This window comes from Flavonifractor sp. An100 (genome assembly GCF_002161175.1).
Taxonomy (GTDB): domain Bacteria; phylum Bacillota; class Clostridia; order Oscillospirales; family Oscillospiraceae; genus Lawsonibacter.
In genome coordinates, this window is sequence record NZ_NFMA01000013.1 from 1 (window position 1) to 19,396 (window position 19,396).

General features: G+C 60.1%; 15 protein-coding genes. 7 read left to right on the plus strand and 8 right to left on the minus strand.

Going from position 1 to position 19,396, the window contains the following annotated elements; genetic code table 11:
* Both B5E43_RS08535 and B5E43_RS08540 read right to left on the minus strand, forming a co-directional pair.
* Positions 1–417: TRIC cation channel family protein (locus tag B5E43_RS08535; protein ID WP_087395793.1), on the minus strand; the 417-nt coding region annotated here is incomplete at its 3' end.
* A 105-nt stretch (positions 418–522) separates the two neighbouring features.
* Complete coding sequence (locus B5E43_RS08540; RefSeq protein ID WP_087395795.1) at positions 523–1,197, minus strand: FadR/GntR family transcriptional regulator; 675 nt, start codon at positions 1,195–1,197, stop codon at positions 523–525.
* Between the two features lie 123 nt (positions 1,198–1,320).
* On the opposite strand from B5E43_RS08540, the gene ilvD reads away from it, so the two are divergent.
* The gene (gene ilvD, locus B5E43_RS08545) at positions 1,321–2,982 is read left to right on the plus strand and encodes a dihydroxy-acid dehydratase (protein WP_087395797.1); all 1,662 of its coding nucleotides are present in this window, start codon (positions 1,321–1,323) and stop codon (positions 2,980–2,982) included.
* 83 nt (positions 2,983–3,065) lie between these two features.
* Here ilvD and B5E43_RS08550 read toward each other — a convergent pair whose 3' ends face one another.
* Together B5E43_RS08550 and B5E43_RS08555 are read right to left on the minus strand one after the other, a co-directional pair.
* Entirely contained in the window at positions 3,066–4,055 is a 990-nt protein-coding gene (locus B5E43_RS08550; protein WP_087395799.1) for a WYL domain-containing protein, read from the minus strand.
* 65 nt (positions 4,056–4,120) lie between these two features.
* The gene (locus B5E43_RS08555) at positions 4,121–4,453 is read right to left on the minus strand and encodes an ArsC/Spx/MgsR family protein (protein ID WP_087395801.1); all 333 of its coding nucleotides are present in this window, start codon (positions 4,451–4,453) and stop codon (positions 4,121–4,123) included.
* 141 nt (positions 4,454–4,594) lie between these two features.
* Between B5E43_RS08555 and B5E43_RS08560 the strand changes: the two genes are divergently transcribed.
* From B5E43_RS08560 to B5E43_RS08570, 3 genes are all read left to right on the plus strand, one after another.
* A complete protein-coding gene (locus tag B5E43_RS08560) occupies positions 4,595–6,958 on the plus strand; it encodes a sugar phosphate nucleotidyltransferase (RefSeq protein ID WP_087395804.1) in 2,364 nt (787 codons plus the stop codon).
* A 339-nt stretch (positions 6,959–7,297) separates the two neighbouring features.
* Positions 7,298–8,956, plus strand: a complete 1,659-nt coding sequence (locus tag B5E43_RS08565; RefSeq protein WP_087395806.1) for a ribonuclease J — start codon at positions 7,298–7,300, stop codon at positions 8,954–8,956.
* A gap of 438 nt (positions 8,957–9,394) precedes the next feature.
* Positions 9,395–11,944 (plus strand): S-layer homology domain-containing protein, encoded by a 2,550-nt coding sequence (locus B5E43_RS08570; RefSeq protein ID WP_087395808.1) that lies wholly within the window; start codon positions 9,395–9,397, stop codon positions 11,942–11,944.
* 78 nt (positions 11,945–12,022) lie between these two features.
* Here B5E43_RS08570 and B5E43_RS08575 read toward each other — a convergent pair whose 3' ends face one another.
* Positions 12,023–12,583, minus strand: coding sequence for a hypothetical protein (locus B5E43_RS08575; protein WP_087395809.1), 561 nt, complete (start codon positions 12,581–12,583; stop codon positions 12,023–12,025).
* A gap of 201 nt (positions 12,584–12,784) precedes the next feature.
* Here B5E43_RS08575 and B5E43_RS08580 point away from each other — a divergent pair, with 201 nt between their 5' ends.
* Positions 12,785–13,693, plus strand: coding sequence for a prephenate dehydrogenase/arogenate dehydrogenase family protein (locus B5E43_RS08580; protein WP_087395811.1), 909 nt, complete (start codon positions 12,785–12,787; stop codon positions 13,691–13,693).
* Between the two features lie 290 nt (positions 13,694–13,983).
* Here the strand turns inward: B5E43_RS08580 and B5E43_RS14895 are convergent, their stop codons facing one another.
* From B5E43_RS14895 to B5E43_RS08590, 3 genes are all read right to left on the minus strand, one after another.
* Positions 13,984–14,208 (minus strand): hypothetical protein, encoded by a 225-nt coding sequence (locus tag B5E43_RS14895; RefSeq protein ID WP_143382979.1) that lies wholly within the window; start codon positions 14,206–14,208, stop codon positions 13,984–13,986.
* A 16-nt stretch (positions 14,209–14,224) separates the two neighbouring features.
* Entirely contained in the window at positions 14,225–15,331 is a 1,107-nt protein-coding gene (locus B5E43_RS08585; RefSeq protein WP_087395814.1) for a M20/M25/M40 family metallo-hydrolase, read from the minus strand.
* Between the two features lie 92 nt (positions 15,332–15,423).
* Entirely contained in the window at positions 15,424–16,995 is a 1,572-nt protein-coding gene (locus B5E43_RS08590; protein ID WP_087395816.1) for an AbgT family transporter, read from the minus strand.
* Positions 16,996–17,422: 427 nt separating this feature from the next.
* On the opposite strand from B5E43_RS08590, the gene B5E43_RS08595 reads away from it, so the two are divergent.
* Entirely contained in the window at positions 17,423–18,589 is a 1,167-nt protein-coding gene (locus tag B5E43_RS08595; RefSeq protein WP_087395817.1) for a cation diffusion facilitator family transporter, read from the plus strand.
* A 100-nt stretch (positions 18,590–18,689) separates the two neighbouring features.
* Positions 18,690–19,382: a response regulator transcription factor gene (locus B5E43_RS08600; RefSeq protein WP_087395819.1), complete on the plus strand. Its 693-nt coding sequence runs from the start codon at positions 18,690–18,692 to the stop codon at positions 19,380–19,382.
* Positions 19,383–19,396 lie beyond the last annotated feature (14 nt).

Here is a 19,396-nt window from a genome sequence, read left to right on the forward strand (position 1 = left end):
GCCCCCTACCCCGGTGAGCACCCCCACAAATACGGCGAGAAAGAGGGTGGGGTGGTCCACCTGCTCATAGGCCATCTGTACCCCGATGACCGAGAAGGCCCCCAGTCCCAGGGCGTCCATCCAGAACAGCAGCCGGTTGAAGTGGTCTGGGTTGTGCATGAGCAGGCGGCGGATATGCCACAGGAAAAACAGAGCGGAGGTGGCCAGAGACACCATGGCGCAGGTGGGGTCCCGGAAGGCAGCCGGGGGGGTGAGCCCCAAAATCAGGTCCCGGATGATCCCGCCCCCCACGGCGGTGGTCAGCCCCAGAATGCACACCCCAAAAATGTCCATTTTCTTCTGCAAACCGATCATGGCACCCGAGGCGGCAAAGGCCACCGTGCCGATGAGGTTGATGACAAAAATAAACTGCTCCATGAAAAGACTCCGTTTCTGTCGATCGTTGGACGTGTCCTGTCCAGAATAACAAAGGAAGGGCAAAACGTCAACGGGAGAAGGACAATTTCTCCCGTTAAGGGGCGGTCACTCCAGCCCCATCTCGTCCATGGCGTGGCGCATGTGGATGGCCATGGCGTGCTCCGCCCCCTCCTCGTCCCGGCGGCGGAGGAAGTCCATGAGCAGAGCGTGGTCCTGAAGGGTGACCTGGGCCAGGGCCTCCCGGTTCTCCCCTGTGCCGATGGCGGTCTCCACCGCCTGGTTGATGACCGGAAGCAGGCGGACCATAAACTCGTTGTGGGTGGAGCGGACAATGGCGGCGTGAAAGGCCCGGTCGGCCCGGGTGCGGTCGCTCCCCGCCCGGATACAGACCTCCACCGCCTCCCCCTTGGCCAGAATGTCGGCCAGCTCCTCCGGGGTGGCCCGGCCGCAGGCCAGCCGGGCGGCCTGGGGCTCAAAGATGGACCGCAGCTCAAACAGGTCCCGCAGCTGTCCCTTCACCCGGGCCAGTCCGCCAAAGCCGAAGTCCCCCATTTCCCCCACCTGTTGGGCCACAAAGGTGCCCTTGCCCCGGCGCACCTCCAGCACCCCCTGGGCGGTGAGCTCCCGGATGGCCTCCCGCAGGGTGGCCCGGCTCACCCCAAGCTGGGCCGAAAGCTCCACCTCGTTGGGCAGCTTCTCCCCCGGGGAGAGGGCCTTTTCCACCACGATTTGGCGGTACAGGGTCTGGGCCGCCTGCTGGGACCGGCTCTGCTTTTCCATGAAAATTCCTCCTTGCGCCCCCGGTTGGGCTTGACATTTCTAGCCCTATCATATAATATGTAGTCAGACAATGCAAGAGAAATCAGACAACTGATTTTGATTTTATGAGGAGGTAGGTTTTCCATGCGCAGCGACGTTGTGAAAAAAGGTATCCCCACCGCCCCCAACCGCTCTTTGCTCTACGCCCTGGGCTACACCAAGGAGGAGCTGGAGCGGCCCCTCATCGGCGTGGTGTGTTCCTACAATGAGATCGTCCCCGGTCACATGAACCTGGACAAGATCGCCGAGGCGGTGAAGGCGGGCATCCGTGCCGCCGGCGGCACCCCTGTGGAGTTCCCCGCCATCGCCGTGTGTGACGGCATCGCCATGGGCCACGTGGGCATGAAGTACTCCCTGGTCACCCGGGACCTCATCGCCGACTCCACCGAGGCCATGGCCATGGCCCACCAGTTTGACGGCCTGGTGATGATCCCCAACTGCGACAAGAACGTGCCGGGTCTGCTCATGGCCGCCGCCCGGGTGAACATCCCCACCATCTTCGTCTCCGGCGGTCCCATGCTGGCCGGAACCCTGAACAGCGGCCGCCGCACCTGCCTGTCCCACATGTTTGAGGCGGTGGGCGCCTACTACGCCGGCAAGCTGGACGAGGAGGGCGTGGAGGAGTACGAGAACAACGCCTGCCCCACCTGTGGCTCCTGCTCCGGCATGTACACCGCCAACTCCATGAACTGCCTCACCGAGGCCATCGGCATGGCCCTCCGGGGCAACGGCACCATCCCCGCCGTCTACTCCGCCCGGCTGCGCCTGGCCAAGCACGCGGGCATGCAGATCATGGACCTGGTGGCCAAGAACATCCGCCCCCGGGACATCATGACCGAGGCGGCCTTCCACAACGCCGAGACCATTGACATGGCCCTGGGCTGCTCCACCAACACCATGCTCCACCTCCCCGCCATCGCCCACGAGTGCGGCATTGAGCTGTCCTTCGACATGGCCAACGAGATTTCCGGCAAGACCCCCAACCTCTGCCACCTGGCCCCCGCCGGGGACACCTACATGGAGGACCTGGAGCGGGCGGGCGGCGTCTACGCCGTCATGGCGGAGCTCAGCAAAAAGGACCTGCTGGACACCAGCCTGATGACCTGCACCGGAAAGACCATTGCGGAAAACCTGGAGGGCGTGGTCAACCGGGACACCAACCTGATCCGGCCCATCGACAACCCCTACTCCCCCACCGGCGGCATCGCCGTCCTCAAGGGCAACCTGGCCCCCGACGGCTGTGTGGTCAAGCAGTCCGCCGTGGCCCCCGAGATGATGGTCCATGAGGGCCCCGCCCGGGTATTTAACTCCGAGGAGGAGGCCATCGAGGCCATCTACGCCGGTAAAATCGTGGCCGGCGACGTGGTGGTCATCCGCTACGAGGGCCCCAAGGGCGGCCCCGGCATGCGGGAGATGCTCAATCCCACCTCCGCCATTGCGGGAATGGGCCTGGACAAGGACGTGGCCCTCATCACCGACGGCCGCTTCTCCGGCGCCACCCGGGGGGCCTCCATCGGCCACGTCTCCCCCGAAGCCGCCTCCGGCGGCCCCATTGGTCTGGTGGAGGAGGGCGACCTCATCGCCATCGACATCCCCAACCACTCCATCACCCTGAAGGTGGACGAAGCCACCCTGGCCGACCGGAAGGCCAAGTGGGTGTGCCCCGAGCCTAAGATCAAGACCGGCTACCTGGCCCGCTATGCCAAGCTGGTCTCCTCTGCCGACAAGGGCGCCATCCTGCTGTAAGCCATTCCCCGGGAAATTATAAAAGGAGCCCCCGCCCCGTGCCAAAGGCACAGGGCGGGGGCTTTTTGTTGGGTGCAAGGGTCTCAGGGTTCGGACTCCTCCAGAGCGGAGGTCAGCCGCCTGCGGTACTCCGTCACCGCCGAGGGGGGTGCGGTGAGCACCAGTCCCCCGTCCAGGCCGAAGAGCCAGCCGAAAAACTGGGGGCTCATCACCACCGGCAGGGTGACGGTGAAGTGGTCCTCCCCGTCGGGCACCAGAATGACCTCCTGGCCGAAGCGGTCCCACACCACCCCCGCCATGGAGCGCCGGCCCCGGAGGGTCACCGTCACCTCCCGGCCGGAGTACATGCCGAAATGCTTCTGGCCGTACTGGGCGATCTGGAAGTTGGGGTACAGCTCCCGCCCCTCCCGGTCCAGGGAGGTGACCACGATGTCGGTCATCTTGTCCACCCGGTAGTGGCGCATCTCCCGGTTCAGGTGGTCGAAGGCCACCAGGTAATAGTTCTCGTTGTTCCAGATGAGGCCGTAGGGGGAGACGGTGTACCGCCGCCCGTCCCGGTGGTAGATCTTCTCCCGGTGGATGTCGTAATCGAAATATTTAAAGGTAATGGCCCGCTGCCGTCCCAGAGCGGTGTGGATCTTATCTACATTATAATAGATACTCTCGTTCATCACCTTGATCCGTCCGCTGACGTACACCTGCCGCTGCAGCTGCCGGGCCTGGTGGACGCTGGCCAGGGACTCCAGCTTGGAAAGCAGGGCGTCGCTCTTTTTCTGGGTGAGAAAGCGGGAGGACTGAACCGCGTCCATGAGCAGTTTCACCTCGGGCAGCTGGAACTCCCGCTCCCCGATGAACCACCCCGGAGCCCGGCCCTTTCGGCACTGCACGTCCATCCCCAGCTGGCGCAGCACCTCCAGGTCGTCATAGATGCTCTTGCGCTCGGCCTTGATGTCGTACTTCCCCAGCTCCTCAATGATCTGGGCCACGGGCATGGGATGGTCCTCGTCAGTCTGCCGCAGCAGCAGCTGGGAAAGGCGCAGCAGTTTGGTCTTTTGATTGGAACTTTTTGCCACGAATATCCTCTCCTTTTTTGGTCATACCACCAGCATACCGAAAGAATTGTCCGATAGACCGGACTTTACTCCCACTTGGCCCACACATCGGGGCAGTAGCCCACGGTGGCCTGCTTTCCGTTGCGGACGATGGGGGTACGCAGCAGGGTGGGGTCCTCAAAGAGCTTGTCCAGCTTGGCCTGATCGCTGGCCAGGTAGGACAGCAGCACGGCGTCGGGGTGGCCGGGGTCCACCATGGCCTCCAGACCCACCGCGTTCTTCACGCTGGCCAGCTCCCCCCGGCTCATGCCGAACTTTTTCACGTCCACCGCCTGAAATTTGATGCGCCGCTCCTTAAAATAACGCTCCGCCTTTTTCGTGTCGAAGCACTTGCTTTTTCCGAAAATCTGAATGTTCAAGGCCGTTTCCGCTCCTTTTTGGTGTGGTTGAGACGAGTATACCATGCCCCGCTCTCCGGGACAAGGGCCGGGGATGAAAGAAGGGCGGCGGAGCCATACTAACTCTCACAGAATTGATGCAGAGAGGGCGGGATCATCCATATGAAAGCAGTGATCATGGCAGGGGGAGAGGGGACGCGCCTGCGTCCCCTGACCTTGGGCAGCCCCAAGCCCATGCTGCCCCTGTTGGGGCGGCCGGTGCTGGAGCACCTCATTGGACTTTTGAAGAGCCACGGGGTCACCGACCTGATTATCACCCTGGGCCATCAGCCCCAGGCGGTGATGGACTTCTTTGGCGACGGGACGGATTTTGGGGTTCAGCTTACCTACATGCTGGAGGAGGAGCCCCTGGGCACGGCGGGGAGCGTGGCCCACTGCGGGGCCAATCTGGGGGGCGAGGACTTTTTGGTGCTCAGCGGGGACTGTGTGTGCGACCTGGATCTGGGGCGGCTGGCCGCCTTTCACCGGGAGCGGAGCGCCATCGCCACCCTGGCCCTCACCCGCCACCAGGCCCCTTTGGAGTACGGTATGGTGGTCACAAGGCCGGACGGCCGGGTGGAGCGCTTTGTGGAAAAGCCCGCCTGGGGCCAGGTGGTCTCCGACTTGGTGAACACGGGGATCTATGTCCTCTCCCCCGCCGCCCTGGAGCGGGCGCCCAAGGGGAGGGCCTGGGACTTCGGCCGGGACCTGTTCCCCGCTCTGCTGGCGGAGGACGCCCCCCTGTACGGCTGCCCCCTGGAGGGCTACTGGCGGGACATGGGGGACTGCGGAGACTACCTGGGGTGCGTCTGCGATGCGTTAGGGGGCAAGGTAAAGCTGGACCCCGGCCTGCCCCTCCGCGCCCCGGGCATCTGGGCGGACCAGCCGGTGCCCGAGGGAGTGGCGCTGGTGCCCCCCTGCTGGATCGCTCCCCAGGTGCGGCTGGAGCCGGGTTGCCTCATTGGTCCCCATGTGGTGCTGGACCGGGGGGCCTGGGTGGGCGAGAAGGCCATGGTCCAGAGGTCGGTGCTGTTGGAAGGGGCGGGGGTTGGCCCCCACGCCACCTTATATGGAGCCATTCTGGACCGAAACTCCACCGCCCGCCGGGGGGCGGTGCTCAACGAGGGGGCGGTTCTGGGGGAAAATGCCCTGGCAGAGGAGGGCGCCCAGCTGCTGGAGCGGGTGAAGCTGTGGCCCGGCCAACGGGCGGAGTCCGGGTGCCGCCTGACCCGGTCGGTGACCAGCGGGAGCCAGAAGGGAAGCCTGCGCTTTGGGGATGGGGGGACCATTCAGGGGGTACTGGGAGAAGACCTGGGCCCCGAGGCCCTGCTCACCCTGGGCAGCATTCTGGGGACCGAGGGTCCGGTGGGGCTGGGCTGCTCCAACACCCCCGCCGGGCGGATGCTGGCCCGGGCGGCGGCGGCGGGGATTTCCGCCGCCGGGGGTGTGAGCCGGACGGGAGAGCTGGACTGCCCCGTTCAGTGGGCCTGGGCGGCAGGCAAGGAGAAGCTGGCCATCACCCTCTTCGTGGAGGCGGAGGGGGAGGGGCCGGTTTATCTCCACTTCTTTGACTCCCGGGGCCTGCCCCCGGACCGGGTCTGGGAGCGGAAGCTGGAGCACGCCATGGCCCAGGGGGAGCTGCGCCGGGTGCGGGCAGGGCGAGTGACGGAGCCCCAGCGGCTGGAGCTGTCTGTTCGGCTGTGGGCGGAGACGGTGGCCCACCAGGCAGCCCTGGGCCGGCCCTTCCTCCGCCGTCCAACGGTGGGGGTGGGCCGGGACACCCCCGAGGACCGGGCGTTGGGACTGGTGCTGAAGGCCCTGGGGTGTCAGGTGGAGGACCAGTGGCGGCCGGGTATCCCCGCCTTCTCCGCCGGGCACGGGGGATTTCGCCTCACCGCCCAGGATGAGAAGGGGGTGCTGCTGGACTCGGGGCAGCTACTCACCCTGGTTACCCTCATTGAGATGGAAAACGGGGGCGGCAAGGTGGCGGTGCCCCCGGGAGGGAGCGCTGCGGTGGATCTGGTGGCGGCGGGCTACGGGGGGACGGTCCTCCGTCTGGACCGGAACGGGGAGGAGGCCCGGGGGCTATATGCCTCTCTGCCCTGGCTGTGGGCGGCCCCCAGTGCGGCGGCCCGGATCTGTGCCCGGATGGGGACCTCGGGGCAGAAGCTGGAGGCCCTGATGGCCAAGACCCCCCGCTTCCATGCCTGGCGGCGGGAGGTGCCTCTGCTCTCCGACCGGGGTCGGGTGATGCAGGCCCTGGCGGGGGACCGGGCCCGGCCGGGCTCCGGGGAGGGGCTGCGGGTGCGCACGGGGAACGGCTGGGTCTACCTCACCCCTCTGGCCCGGCGGCAGGCCCTGCGGATTTTGGCGGAGGGGCCTGACCTGGAGCTGGCGGCGGAGCTGTGTGATTTCTTTGCCCAGCGGGCCATCCAGGCCGACCGGGAGAACTGTGCGCAATCTACCCAAGGGGAAGCAAAAAATTAGCACTTCTGTTTTTTGGAAACATCTAGTATACTTTCCCCGGAAGGTGTGCTATACTAAGAGTACCATTTTTTCGATTTATACGCGTTTGGGGCCGGCAGCAGCCGCCCCGCGCGTCTAAATATATCCTGGAAGCCACAAACCGCGACCACAGGCGGGGACGGTTCCGGGGCACAATCCGCGTTTCTGTTTCAGACAAGGCGAAGGGGCGCGCTCACCTCCGGCGAGGCAGGGCCGGACAGGCGGGGCGTCCTTCGTCCTCTCGCTGTGCGAAGAGCACGGCTTTCTTGTGCTGGGCTGACGCGGGGATACATCTCAAATTTATAGGAGTAAGGAGTATTTATGGCAGAAAAACTGAAAATCATTTCCCTGGGCGGCCTGAACGAGATCGGCAAAAACCTGACGGTTTACGAGTACGGCGGGGACATCGTGGTCATCGACTGCGGCATGGGCTTTCCCGATGACGACATGTACGGCATCGATGTAGTCATCCCCGACGTCAGCTATCTGATCAAAAACCAGAACAAGATCCGGGGTATCTTCATCACCCACGGACATGAGGACCATATTGGGGCCCTGCCCTATGTGCTGCGGTCCATCAACGCCCCCATCTACGCCACCCGGATGAGTGCGGGCCTCATCAAGCTGAAGCTGGAGGAGCACCGCCTGCTGGACAAGACCAAGCTCATCACCTGCGAGGCGGGGGACACGGTGAAGGCGGGCAAGTTCTCCGTGGAGTTCATCCACGTCAACCACTCCATTGCCGACGCGGTGGCCTTTGCCATCAAGTGTCCGGTGGGCGTGTGCGTCCACACCGGCGACTTCAAGATCGACACCACCCCCATCCAGGGTGGCATGATGGACCTGGCCCGTCTGGGCGAGCTGGGCAAGGAGGGCGTGCTGGCCCTGCTGGCCGACTCCACCAACGTGGAGCGCCCGGGCTACACCCGCAGCGAGCGCAGCGTGGGTGCCTCCTTCGACGCTCTGTTCCGGGGCTGCGAAGAGCGGATCATCGTCACCACCTTCGCCTCCAACGTGGACCGCATCCAGCAGATCATCGATGTGGCTGCCCGGTACGGCCGGAAGGTGGCGGTCACCGGACGGTCCATGGAGAACATTATGAAGGTGTCCACCGAGCTGGGGTATATGAACATCCCTGACGGCATCCTCATGGACCTCAACCACATCAAGTCCCTCCCCAAGCACAAGGTGTGTATCATCACCACCGGCAGCCAGGGCGAGACCATGTCCGCCCTGACCCGGATGGCCTTTAACACCCACCGGCAGGTGGATCTGATGCCCGGGGACCGGGTGATCATCTCCGCCTCCGCCATCCCCGGCAACGAAAATGCCATCGGCAACGTGGTCAACGAGCTTTACCGCAAGGGGGCCGAGGTGCTCAACGAGCGGGAGCTGGCCCTCCACGTCTCCGGCCACGCCTGCCAGGAGGAGCTGAAGATCATCCACGCTCTGGTCAAGCCCAAGTTCTTCATTCCCATCCACGGCGAGCAGCGGATGCTGCAAATCCACTCCAAGCTGGCCCAGAGCATGGGCATGGACCCCAACCATGTGCTCATCAGCGACATCGGCCGGGTGATGGAGTTCACCCCCAAGTCCGCCAAGCTGGCGGGGACCGTCACCGCCGGCCAGGTCTTTGTGGACGGCTACGGCGTGGGCGATGTGGGCAGCGTGGTGCTCCGGGACCGCCGGCACCTGGCCCAGGACGGCATGATCGTGGTGGTGCTCTCCATGTCGGGAGAGGACGGCAGCCTGGTCTCCGGCCCGGATATCATTACCCGTGGCTTTGTGTACGTCAAGGAGTCCGAGGGCCTGCTGGAGGAGCTGCGCCAGGTGGCCCTGGAGGCCCTGCAGAGCGTGGACACCCGTTACGCCACCGACTGGTCCGCCATCAAAGGGGTCATCAAGGGGGATATGTCCAACTACCTTTATAAAAAGACCAAGCGCTCCCCCATGATCCTGCCTGTGATTATGGAAGTGTGACGCCGATTTTTTCATACCATATTATATATAAGGCAGCACCACTCCCTCAGGTCATACAGACCTGGGGGAGTTTTTTGCTGACAGACAGGTTCCCTTTGGGTGTACGTGTGTGTGAAACATCTTCCCTTCCCCCGCCCAAAGGGAGGGGGGACTATATCTTGTGGCAGCCACGAGGAAAACCCCAAAATACCCCCGGAAAAGTTGCTGTTTTCCCCCATTGTAACAGTGGGGGCGCAATATTACGGTTTTGTTACACTTGCCCCGGAGCTGTTGACTTCCCCTCTGGCATCTGATATTATAATGCCGAGGCAAGGGGAGTTATACTTGACTAGTTGGTCAAAATAGTTCCCAAACCCCAAGTTTTCGGGAATTTTTCTCGAAAATGAGGCTCAAAAAGTTACATTTGCGAGCCAAGAAAAATTTAAGGAGGAATTCCGAATGAGAAACCTGAAGCGGGCTCTGAGCCTGGCGATGGCTTCCGTCATGCTGCTGGGCATGATGGTCGTCGGCACCGGCGCGAGCTACAAGGATGTGACTTCCGAGGACAACCAGGAAGCCATCGAGGTTCTCCAGAAGATCGGCGTCATGGTTGGCGACGAGAATGGAGACTTCAATCCTGACCAGAACGTCACCCGTAACGAGATGGCTGTTGTCATGGCGAACCTCATGGACTACCGTGTGGCCAGCTATGAGGGCACCTCTCCCTTCACCGATGTCCCCTCTTGGGCTGAGCCCTATGTGGCTGCCTGCTACACCAACGGCATCACCTCTGGTATGAGCGCCACTATCTACGGCGGCGATCAGACCGTCACCACTGCTCAGGCTGCCCTGATGCTGATGAAGGCTCTGGGCTACTTCCAGTACCAGTCCGATTTCGGCGATGACTGGCAGCTGGCCACCGTGAGCCAGGGCACCAAGATCGACCTGTTTGTGGACGTGGAGTCTGGTGTCCGCGAGGCCATGACTCGTAACGACGTGGCTCAGCTGGTTCTGAACACCCTGAAGTCCGGCATGGTTGAGGCTGACGATGACACCATCAAGGTGGAGGCTGACGGCGTGTCCGTTGAGGCTGGTAAGGTCACCTACAACTACATCACCAGCGGTGAGAATTACTCCGGCGCTATCAAGAGCCTGAATGTTTCCGGCAGCCTGGTCAACTCCGGCCAGCGCATTGTGGAACTGGGCGAGAAGCTGTACCTGGGCTCCCTGAAGCTGGATGACTCTGCCTTCAACAACTTCGGCGCTCCCTCCAACAAGTGGACCTACAAGAATGTGGAGATCGGCACCTACGCCAAGGATGCTGACTATGTGTTCGAGGGCCCTGTGAAGAGCAACGTCATGTATGACACCGTGGGCAAGAACGTGGCCAAGGACTATGAGTGGATTATGTTCCTGAATGGCGAAGAGGCTTACGAGCAGACTGGTGAGGACAAGGATATGTTCACCAAGACTGACGTGGTCGCTAACGACACCAAGGATCTGAAGGGCATCAACCGCGGCGCTACTACCTATGTGTATGTGGATGACGACTTCACCACTGTTGTGGACGGTGAGACTGTCTCCATTTCTCTGGTAATTGTTTCTATCGTTGACACCTTCGTGGCTGAGGTCAATAAGGTTGACGATGGCACCATCACTATCGATGATCAGAGCCTGGAGTTCGACATCGAGGGCTATGATGAGGAGGACATCATCCTCTACACCAAGTCCTATGACGAGGGTTCTGACACTTGGTCCGTGGAGTCCGTGATCGGCCTGGCTGAGCGCGTTGAGGGTGAGGCCAGCAAGATTAAGGCTAACGACAGCGTGACCATCGACGAGACCACCTACAAGTACAGCAAGACCTTTGCCGACGACAAGCTGACCACCGATTCCGTTGGCCAGAGTGTGGCCTTCTATGTGGACCAGCAGGGCAACATCATCAAGATGGACGAGGCCTTCGAGTCCAACGACTACGCCTATGTCATGGACATCGGTGTGGATAGCGCTACCTTCCAGAACGCTGACGACGTGTTCTACGCCAAGCTGCTGCTGACTGACGGCACCATCCTCTCCAAGGTGGAGATCGACGGCGACACCGCCAAGAAGTATGAGCTGAAGGACGAGAACGGCGACGCTGTTGAGGAGAACTTCGACAACCTGAAGAACCAGATCGTTGCCTACTCCGAGGAGGATGACGGCACCTACACCATGTCCGTCAAGACCAACGCCAACGGCACCGGCACCGCTGAGATGACCAAGAATGGCAACTCCAGCGTTAAGCTGACCAATGACGACGGCAACCTGTACCTGAACGCCGACAAGAACACCGTGTTCATCGTGGCTGACGACGTCAGCGAGGATGAGTACAACCTGTATGTGGGCTACAACAATGTTCCTGAGATCAGCGCTGCTGGCGAGAACGTCATTGCCTACACCAAGAGCGGCATCGCCAAGGTGATCGTGGTCACCACTGAGGGCGCTTCCGTCAAGGGTGCTGCCAAGGATGTTGCCTTCGTCGTGGGCCTGAGCGCTGCCAACGAGGGCAAGCCCATCAAGGATTCCTCCGGCACCTACTATGTGTATGACGCCATTGTGGACGGTGAGGTCACCACTCTGAACGTGAAGGCCGACACCAACGCTATGGAGAAGCTGTTCGAGCTGGACGAGAAGGAGATCGGTGTCTACTTCGGCATCACCTACAACACCAAGGGCTTTGTTACCGACGTGGATGAGAATGTTCCCGATCCTGAGGATGTCGAGGTAATCTATACCTACGAGGGCACTAAGGCTATGACCTCCGCTGGTATCCTGGGCTTCGATTACGATGGTGAGAACTACAACTATCGTCCTTCCGGCGACAATGTGGCTGTGGTCGGCTACTTCGACGGCGACGTGCTGTCCGTGACCGATGCTGACGGCATCAAGACCGACAAGAACGACGAGACCATCCTGATCATTGACGACGGCGCTCTGGTTGCTGTCATGATCACTGAGGTCAAGGGCTAATCAGATTTTGATCTGATTGCTGTCGAACTTGGGCAAATCAAAAGCAGCCCCCCAATTGGGGGGCTGCTTTTCTTATCGCTATTTAAGGGCAATGTAATAAAAAGATAAATCCTGGCTATTAAAGTGGGAATAGGATGTGGTTTCCAAATGTAGGGTAAACCCGGTATCCGTAAATTGAAGCCAATCTTGGCAGATTTTTGTGCGGAATTTAATGGGAATTACCACTTGAACACTGTCGTCGCCCAATAAAAACGCATGATTATAGTCCGTATTGTCACAATCCATAGAAAAAATCATTACCAGCGAAGGACGAAAGCCTACTGTGATGGACCGGACAAATGTACCGTCACCCACATAGCTCCCCGTTTTGATATAGGAGTTGTCCGTCCCATACTTTTTAGCCAGCCCCGCCGTCACCGAAGCCGACAGGCTGTTCAGAGCGCTCTGGGCTGCCTTGGTCGCCAACTGAGTCTTCACCCCATCCAGGTCTGCCTGGCCCGCCTTGGTGTCCATCTGGTCCGCCAGACCTCCCAGGGCGGCATCCACTTTGCCGTTGTCCCCATTAAATTCCTCCCGGAGCACCTTGTCCTCCGGCTGCCACTGGCTGAGTCCATAGCGGCTGGTTTGTCCGCTTGCCATGCTGTATTCCTCCTTTGTCGTTCGGGCGGCTCACCGCCCCCTCTACCCATAGGCAGTACCTGCGAGTTTGTAAGACGTTTTTATACATTTTCTGGAACTTGCAGCACAACTATCTCCTTAAAATCCTTTCCTTGACCCAAACCGACAAACGTGCTACAGTGACCATATCCACCCGTGGCGGAGAATACGGAGGAACCATTTATGAGTAAACATCTTGTCATTGTGGGCCTGGGCCTCATTGGCGGCTCCCTGGCTAAGGCCCTCCATGGCTTTGAAGATTACGAGATCGTGGGGGTAGATGTCAGCCAGCCCACCCTGCGCTACGCTCTGGAAAACGGCATTGTAGACCAGGCATGGGACGACCCCGTTCCCGCCCTGCGGGAGGGGGATCTGGTATTTTTGTGCCTGCATCCCAGGGGGATTGTGGAGTTTATGGAGCAGCACCGGGACCACTTCAAACCTGGAGCCATGGTCACCGATGTCTGCGGCGTCAAAGGGGCCATTCTGGAGGGGGCAAAGGTACTCCCCGATACCGTCTCCTTTGTGGGGGGACACCCCATGGCGGGAACGGAGTTTTCCGGCATCCAGCACGCCTTGGTCAATATGTTCCAGGGCGCCCACTACATTCTCACCCCCAACCAGCAGTCCTCTCCCGAGCATGTGGCCCTGATGGAACGGCTGGCCCGTCACATCGGCTGTGCCGACGTGGTCAAAACCACTCCGGAACAGCACGACGCCATTATCGCCTACACCAGTCAGATGATGCACATCATCGCAGTATCGGTTTGTGATGACCCCAGCCTGTTCCAGTACCAGGGCTTTGAGGGGGACTCCTTCCGGGGCTGCACCCGGGTGGCCGCCCTGGATGTGTCCTTGTGGACCCAGCTGTTTTCCATGAATGCCCACGCACTGGGGGCGGCTCTGGAACAGCTGGAGGAAAATCTCCGTTCCTACCGGCAGTGCATCCAGAGCGGGGATCTCAACACCTTGGCCCAAAAGCTGGCCTTTTCCTCCGCCCGCAAACGGAAAATGACCCGTTTGGAGGAAGAGCGGGGCGCTGTGGGCCGGGACGGCATAAAAAAGCGCCTTAATGGCGAAACGGCTCCATAACACAAAAGCCCCCGGGGTTACCCCCGGGGGCTTTTGCTGTGTGTGTTGTAAAGGAGAGGGAGAAATGGAAGAGTTTTGTCTGGGTACGTGTTTATAATATCGAAGAAACATGGCGATTTTATGTATCGCAGGTGAATTTTTTGTTAACAAACGTTCCCTGTGGTTGGAACAGCAAAGGGCCCCGGTTTGAGCCGGGGCCCTTTCCCTGTGTGTGTTGTAAAGGAGAGGGAGAAATGGGAGGTACCTCTTGTCTGGGTACGCGTTTATTCTATCGGAGAAACATGGCGATTTTATGTATCGCAGGTGAATTTTTTGTTAACATCCCACCCCATTGAAAGGGGAAAAATTGACAGCAAAAGGCCCCGGTTTTTAACCCGGGGCCTTTTACCTGTGTGTGTTGTAAAGGAGAGGGAGAAATGGGAGATATTTTTTGAATCACTGGTTACGAGTATAAAGTACCAAACATTTACGTCAAAACCGTGACTCCAGTATGAATTTTTTGTGAACTTTCCCACGCCCCATTTTCTCCTCTTATTCCGTCATCAAGGCCAGGGCCAGAGCCGCGGTATCCTCCAGATTTTTGACGGTAATCTCCTCCTGGGTGGTGTGCACCTTGGTCATTCCCGTACCCAGCACAAGGGCCTGGACTCCGTGGGCGTTGAGATTATTGGCGTCGCTTCCGCCGCCGCTGGCCGCCAGGGAGGGGGTCAGACCCGCCCGGCGACAGGCCTGGGATACAGCCAGCACAAAGGGATCGTCCTCCCGGTAGGAATAAGCGGTATAGGACCGGCTCAAGCCGCCCTCCAGGGTGGCTCCAAACTTCTGGCAGGCCTGCTCCAGGCAGTCCATCATATGCTTGCCCTGGGCTTCCAGCTTTTCATCGCTGCGGCTGCGGGCTTCGGCCTGGATCTGGGCCCGCTCCGGGACAATGTTGGTGGCATACTGGGCACAGACGGAACCAATGTTGGCGGTGGTCTCCTCGTCAATGCGCAGCAGCTTCATGTTGGCGATGGCGTGGGCCAGCACCTGGATGGCGCTTATCCCCTCCTCCGGAGCCACACCGGCGTGAGCCCGGCGTCCCACCACGGTGGCATTGAGCTTATACTGCCCCGGAGCGCTGGTAATGATTTTGCCCGCGTCCCCGCTGCTGTCCAGAACCACCGCCCGTTTCCCTGCCAGCAGGCTGTAATCCATGTGCCGGGAGCCTTTCAGGCCGATCTCCTCACAGACGGTAAACACTGCCTGCAGCTCCGGGTGGGGGAGGTTTTGCTCCACTACGGTGCGCATAGCCTCCACAATGGCCACCACTCCCGATTTATCATCGCCGCCCAGGACGGTGTCTCCCTTGCTGCGGATCACTCCCTCCTCGATGACCGGTTCCACCCCCACGCCGGGGGTCACCGTATCCATGTGGGCGCACAACAGCAGGGGCTGGCCAGGGCCGGTGGCCGGGAGGGTGCAGAACAGGTTGCCCGTTTCGCTGCCCGTCTGGGCCTGACTGTTGTCCCGCTCCACCCGGCAGCCAATGGCCTCCAAATCGACGGCCAGACGGTCTGCCATGGCCCCCTCATGGGTGCTCTCACTGTCGATGCGCACATAGTCCAAAAAGGTCTCCAATAGACGCTGTCGGTTGATCATAAACAAAAGTCCTCCTTGCTAAAACGGGCCGCGGCCGGGTTTTCCGGCCGCGGCCTTGGATTTACACAAAGTTGGATTTACACAAAGTATAGTTATACCGCGGGGTAGAACAGGCCGGTGTCCACGCCGATGGGCAGCCCCAGAGACAGCCAAATCACCAGCATAATGGTCCAGAAGAACAGGAAGCAGATGCTGTAGGGCAACATAGTGGCTGTAATGGTGCCGATGCCCGCCTTTTTGTCATAGCGCTGGGCAAAGACCACGATCACAGCGAAGTAGGTCATCATGGGGGTAATAATGTTGGTGCTGGAGTCGCCGATGCGGTAGGCCAGCTGGCACAGCTCGGGGCTGTAGCCCAGGAGCATGAACATGGGCACAAACACGGGGGCCAAAATATTCCACTTGGCGGAGGCCGAGCCCATAAACAGGTTCATGAAGGCGGAGAAGAGGACGAAAATCACCATGAGCGGGATCAGGCCCACCTTGGCCTCCCGGAGGAAGTTGGCGCCGTTGAGGGCGATGATGGTGCCCAGCTTGGTATAGTTGAAATACTGAATAAACTGGGAGGAAACAAAGGCCAGGGCCAGGAAGGAGCCCATAGCGGCCATGGACTTGGACATGGCGTTGCAGACCTCCCGGTGGTCCTTCAGGGTGCCCACGGTCTTGCCAAAGGCCACGGCGGGAAAGAAGAACAAAAGAGCAATGAGAACCACCACGCCGTCAATGAGGGGGGAGGCGGGCCGGCCCAACAGAGAGCCGTTGGCATTGCGGAAGAAGGAGTTCTGGGGGATGCAGGCGGCCACAATCACCAGGACAAAAATCAAAGCCACGATACCCGCCCGTTTTAAGCCCTTCTTCTCCTCGGGTGTAATGGTGGTCAGGGAGGTGTCCTCGTCGGCCAGCAGCTCGCCGCCAAAGGCCTCCAGGCGGGGCTCCACCAGCTTGTCGGTGATAATGGTGCCCAATATGGTGATCAGGAAAGTGGAGGCACACATGAAATAGTAGTTACCCATGACCGCCACATGGTAGTTGGGATCAATGATGGAGGCAGCCGTCTGGGAAATACCCGCCAGCAGGGGGTCCAGAGTGCCTACCAACAGGTTGGCGGAGAATCCGCCGGACACACCGCAGAAGGCGGCGGCCAGACCTGCCATGGGGTGCCGGCCATAGGCCCGGAATACCATAGCCCCCAGGGGGATCAGCACCACGTAGCCGGCGTCGGAGGCGATGTTGGACATAACACCCAGAAACACCACCACGGGGGTAATAAAGGCCTTGGGGGTGACCTTCACGGTCTGCTTGAGCAGAGCGTTGATCAGCCCGGACTGTTCCGCCACGCCCACGCCAAGCATGGCCACCAGCACCATTCCCAAGGGTGCATAAGAGGTAAAGTTGCTCACTGCTTTGGAGAAGATGTACGCCAATCCATCTTTCGTCAGCAGGCTGACTGCGGTTACTGTAGTCTCCTTCAGCTCATCCCCAGAAATCAGTTCGCCGGTGGCAGATACGCCCATCGCCGCGCACACCGCAGAAATGATCACAATCAGCAAAGCCAAAAGGGCAAACAGTGCAATGGGGTGAGGCAGCTTGTTGCCCACCGCCTCAATGCCATTGAGCCAACGGTTATACAAGCTGATCTTTTTCTCTCCTGAACGATTTGACATGTTGTTCTCTCCTTATAAATTTGTTGTGCCCTCATTTCGAGTCCAAGGGGGAACGCAAAACTCCTGCCCTCCTTCATGTTCCATTTTGTGTCTCTCTCGGGCTGGGGGCCCAGCAATTTTATTGTATCATTTCCACAATTTCCCCGTCAATGTAGCTGCGCTAGCGCAGCATCGTGTTAAAGCACACCCGTTGTGATTTTGCATAATTCCGTCTTTCTTTTTGCCCGTTTTTGTTGTGTCTTTGCTGAGAGTACGTTTTTCCACTATTTCTCTTTTCCCTCTGGCTCCCTCTATGATTTCCGAAAAGAGTGTTTGTTATGTGTGCCATATCCCTTGACGGTCTATTCTCCGTATGCGATAATAAAATGTTACCAGAAAAAGATTTCCTGCTAACTGGGCGGGGAGCTATAGAGAGGGATCAGAAGAGATGGATTTTTTTGTTGAACTTTGCCTGCGAGGCGGGGATGCCCAGGACCCAGAAACCCGCCGTCGTTGCGGAACGTTTTCCGGGGGAATGGGGCTTGGACTGAATATTTTGTTGTTTTTGGGTAAGCTGCTGGCGGGGATTCTCACCTCCTCGGTGGCCATGATCGCCGATGCGGTGAACAATTTGTCCGATGCGGCCACCTCCATCGTCACCCTCATCGGGTTTCGTCTGGCCGGCCAGGAGGCGGACGCCGACCACCCCTTCGGCCACGGCCGGATCGAGTACATCACCGGGCTGATCGTAGCCCTTGCCATTTTGCTTATGGGCTTCGAGGTGGGCAAGTCCTCCCTGGACGCCCTCATCCACCCCTCCCAGGTCTCTGTCACTCCCATTTCCCTGGTGATTCTGGTGGCGGCCATTGGGGTGAAGTTCTGGATGTTTTTGTTTAACCGGGCGCTGGGCCGCCGGCTCCACTCTGCCGCCATGGAGGCGACTGCCGCCGACTCCCTGTCGGATATGGCCTCCACCAGCGTGGTTCTGATTTCCGCCCTGGCCAGCGGGCTGACCTCCCTGCCCATCGACGGGCTGGCGGGCATGCTGGTGGCCCTGCTGATTTTGAAAACGGGCTTTGAGGCGGTGAAGGACACCATTGACCCCCTGCTGGGCCGGCCCATGGATCCGGACCTGGCCGCCGACATCGACGAGCTGGCCACGGGGCACAGCCCCATTCTGGGCATCCACGACCTGGTGTACCACGACTACGGCCCCGGCCGGGCCATGATGTCCTTCCACGCCGAGGTGCCCGCCAACGCGGACTTTTTGGAGATCCACGATATCATTGACCACATTGAGCGGGAAATGAAGGCCAAGCACCACATCGAGACGGTCATCCACATGGACCCGGTGGTCCAGGACGAGCGCACCGACGGTCTGCGCCGGCAGGTTTCCGACCTGGCCCAGTCCATTGACCCCGCCCTGTCCATCCACGATTTCCGCATCACCCCCGGGCCCATCCACACCAACCTGATCTTTGACGTGGTGGTGCCCTACGGCTTTTCCATGAGTGACAGCCAGGTCTGCGGGGAGCTGTCGGCCAAAATCAAGGCTCTCTCCGACCGCTATTACCCTGTCATTCAGGTGGACCACTCCTATGTGGATCACCGGTGAACGGGTCCTTTTGGCGGTAATTTACAAATTATTCACCCAAGATAAGGGTTTCGCGCTATAATAAATAGGAAGGACTATATCATAAAATGAGGTGTCTGCTATGCCCAAGAAGGTGTTAATTGTAGAGGACGACGGCAACATCGCCGAGCTGCTCCACCTCTACCTGGAAAAAGAGGGCTTTGAGACCCAGGTGGCCAAGGACGGGGGCAAGGGCGTGGAATATTTCCGCACCTTCCAGCCCGACCTGGTGCTGCTGGATATCATGCTCCCGGTGATGGACGGCTGGTCGGTGCTGAAAAAGATCCGGGAATCGGACAAGACCCCGGTAATCATGCTCACCGCCAAGGGGGAGACCGAGGACAAGGTCACCGGCCTGGAGGGCGGGGCGGACGACTACATCGTCAAGCCCTTTGAGATGAAGGAGGTCCTGGCCCGGATCCACGCGGTGCTGCGCCGCTCGGGAGCGGAGGAGGAGCCGGGGGAGAAGAAGCTGTCCTTTGACAAGCTGGTCATCAACCTGGACTCCTACGAGCTGCTGGTGGACGGCCAGCGGATCGATACCCCCCCAAAGGAGCTGGAGCTTCTCTACCACCTGGCCTCCGCCCCCAACCGGGTCTTTACCCGCAACCAGCTGCTGGACGAGGTATGGGGCTTTGACTACTTCGGAGACAGCCGGACGGTGGATGTGCACATCAAACGTCTGCGGGAAAAGCTGGAAGGGGTCAGCGACCAGTGGCGTCTGAAGACTGTGTGGGGCGTGGGCTATAAGTTTGAGGTTGGCGGAACCAATTGACACAAAGGAGGTGA

Bases quoted from the DNA above. Each gene is read 5' to 3' on its own strand.
- B5E43_RS08540 (WP_087395795.1), bottom strand. From the start codon at position 1,197: ATGGAAAAGCAGAGCCGGTCCCAGCAGGCGGCCCAGACCCTGTACCGC.
- ilvD (WP_087395797.1), top strand. From the start codon at position 1,321: ATGCGCAGCGACGTTGTGAAAAAAGGTATCCCCACCGCCCCCAACCGC.
- B5E43_RS08560 (WP_087395804.1), top strand. From the start codon at position 4,595: ATGAAAGCAGTGATCATGGCAGGGGGAGAGGGGACGCGCCTGCGTCCC.
- B5E43_RS08565 (WP_087395806.1), top strand. From the start codon at position 7,298: ATGGCAGAAAAACTGAAAATCATTTCCCTGGGCGGCCTGAACGAGATC.
- B5E43_RS08570 (WP_087395808.1), top strand. From the start codon at position 9,395: ATGAGAAACCTGAAGCGGGCTCTGAGCCTGGCGATGGCTTCCGTCATG.
- B5E43_RS08575 (WP_087395809.1), bottom strand. From the start codon at position 12,583: ATGGCAAGCGGACAAACCAGCCGCTATGGACTCAGCCAGTGGCAGCCG.
- B5E43_RS08580 (WP_087395811.1), top strand. From the start codon at position 12,785: ATGAGTAAACATCTTGTCATTGTGGGCCTGGGCCTCATTGGCGGCTCC.
- B5E43_RS08585 (WP_087395814.1), bottom strand. From the start codon at position 15,331: ATGATCAACCGACAGCGTCTATTGGAGACCTTTTTGGACTATGTGCGC.
- B5E43_RS08590 (WP_087395816.1), bottom strand. From the start codon at position 16,995: ATGTCAAATCGTTCAGGAGAGAAAAAGATCAGCTTGTATAACCGTTGG.
- B5E43_RS08595 (WP_087395817.1), top strand. From the start codon at position 17,423: ATGGATTTTTTTGTTGAACTTTGCCTGCGAGGCGGGGATGCCCAGGAC.
- B5E43_RS08600 (WP_087395819.1), top strand. From the start codon at position 18,690: ATGCCCAAGAAGGTGTTAATTGTAGAGGACGACGGCAACATCGCCGAG.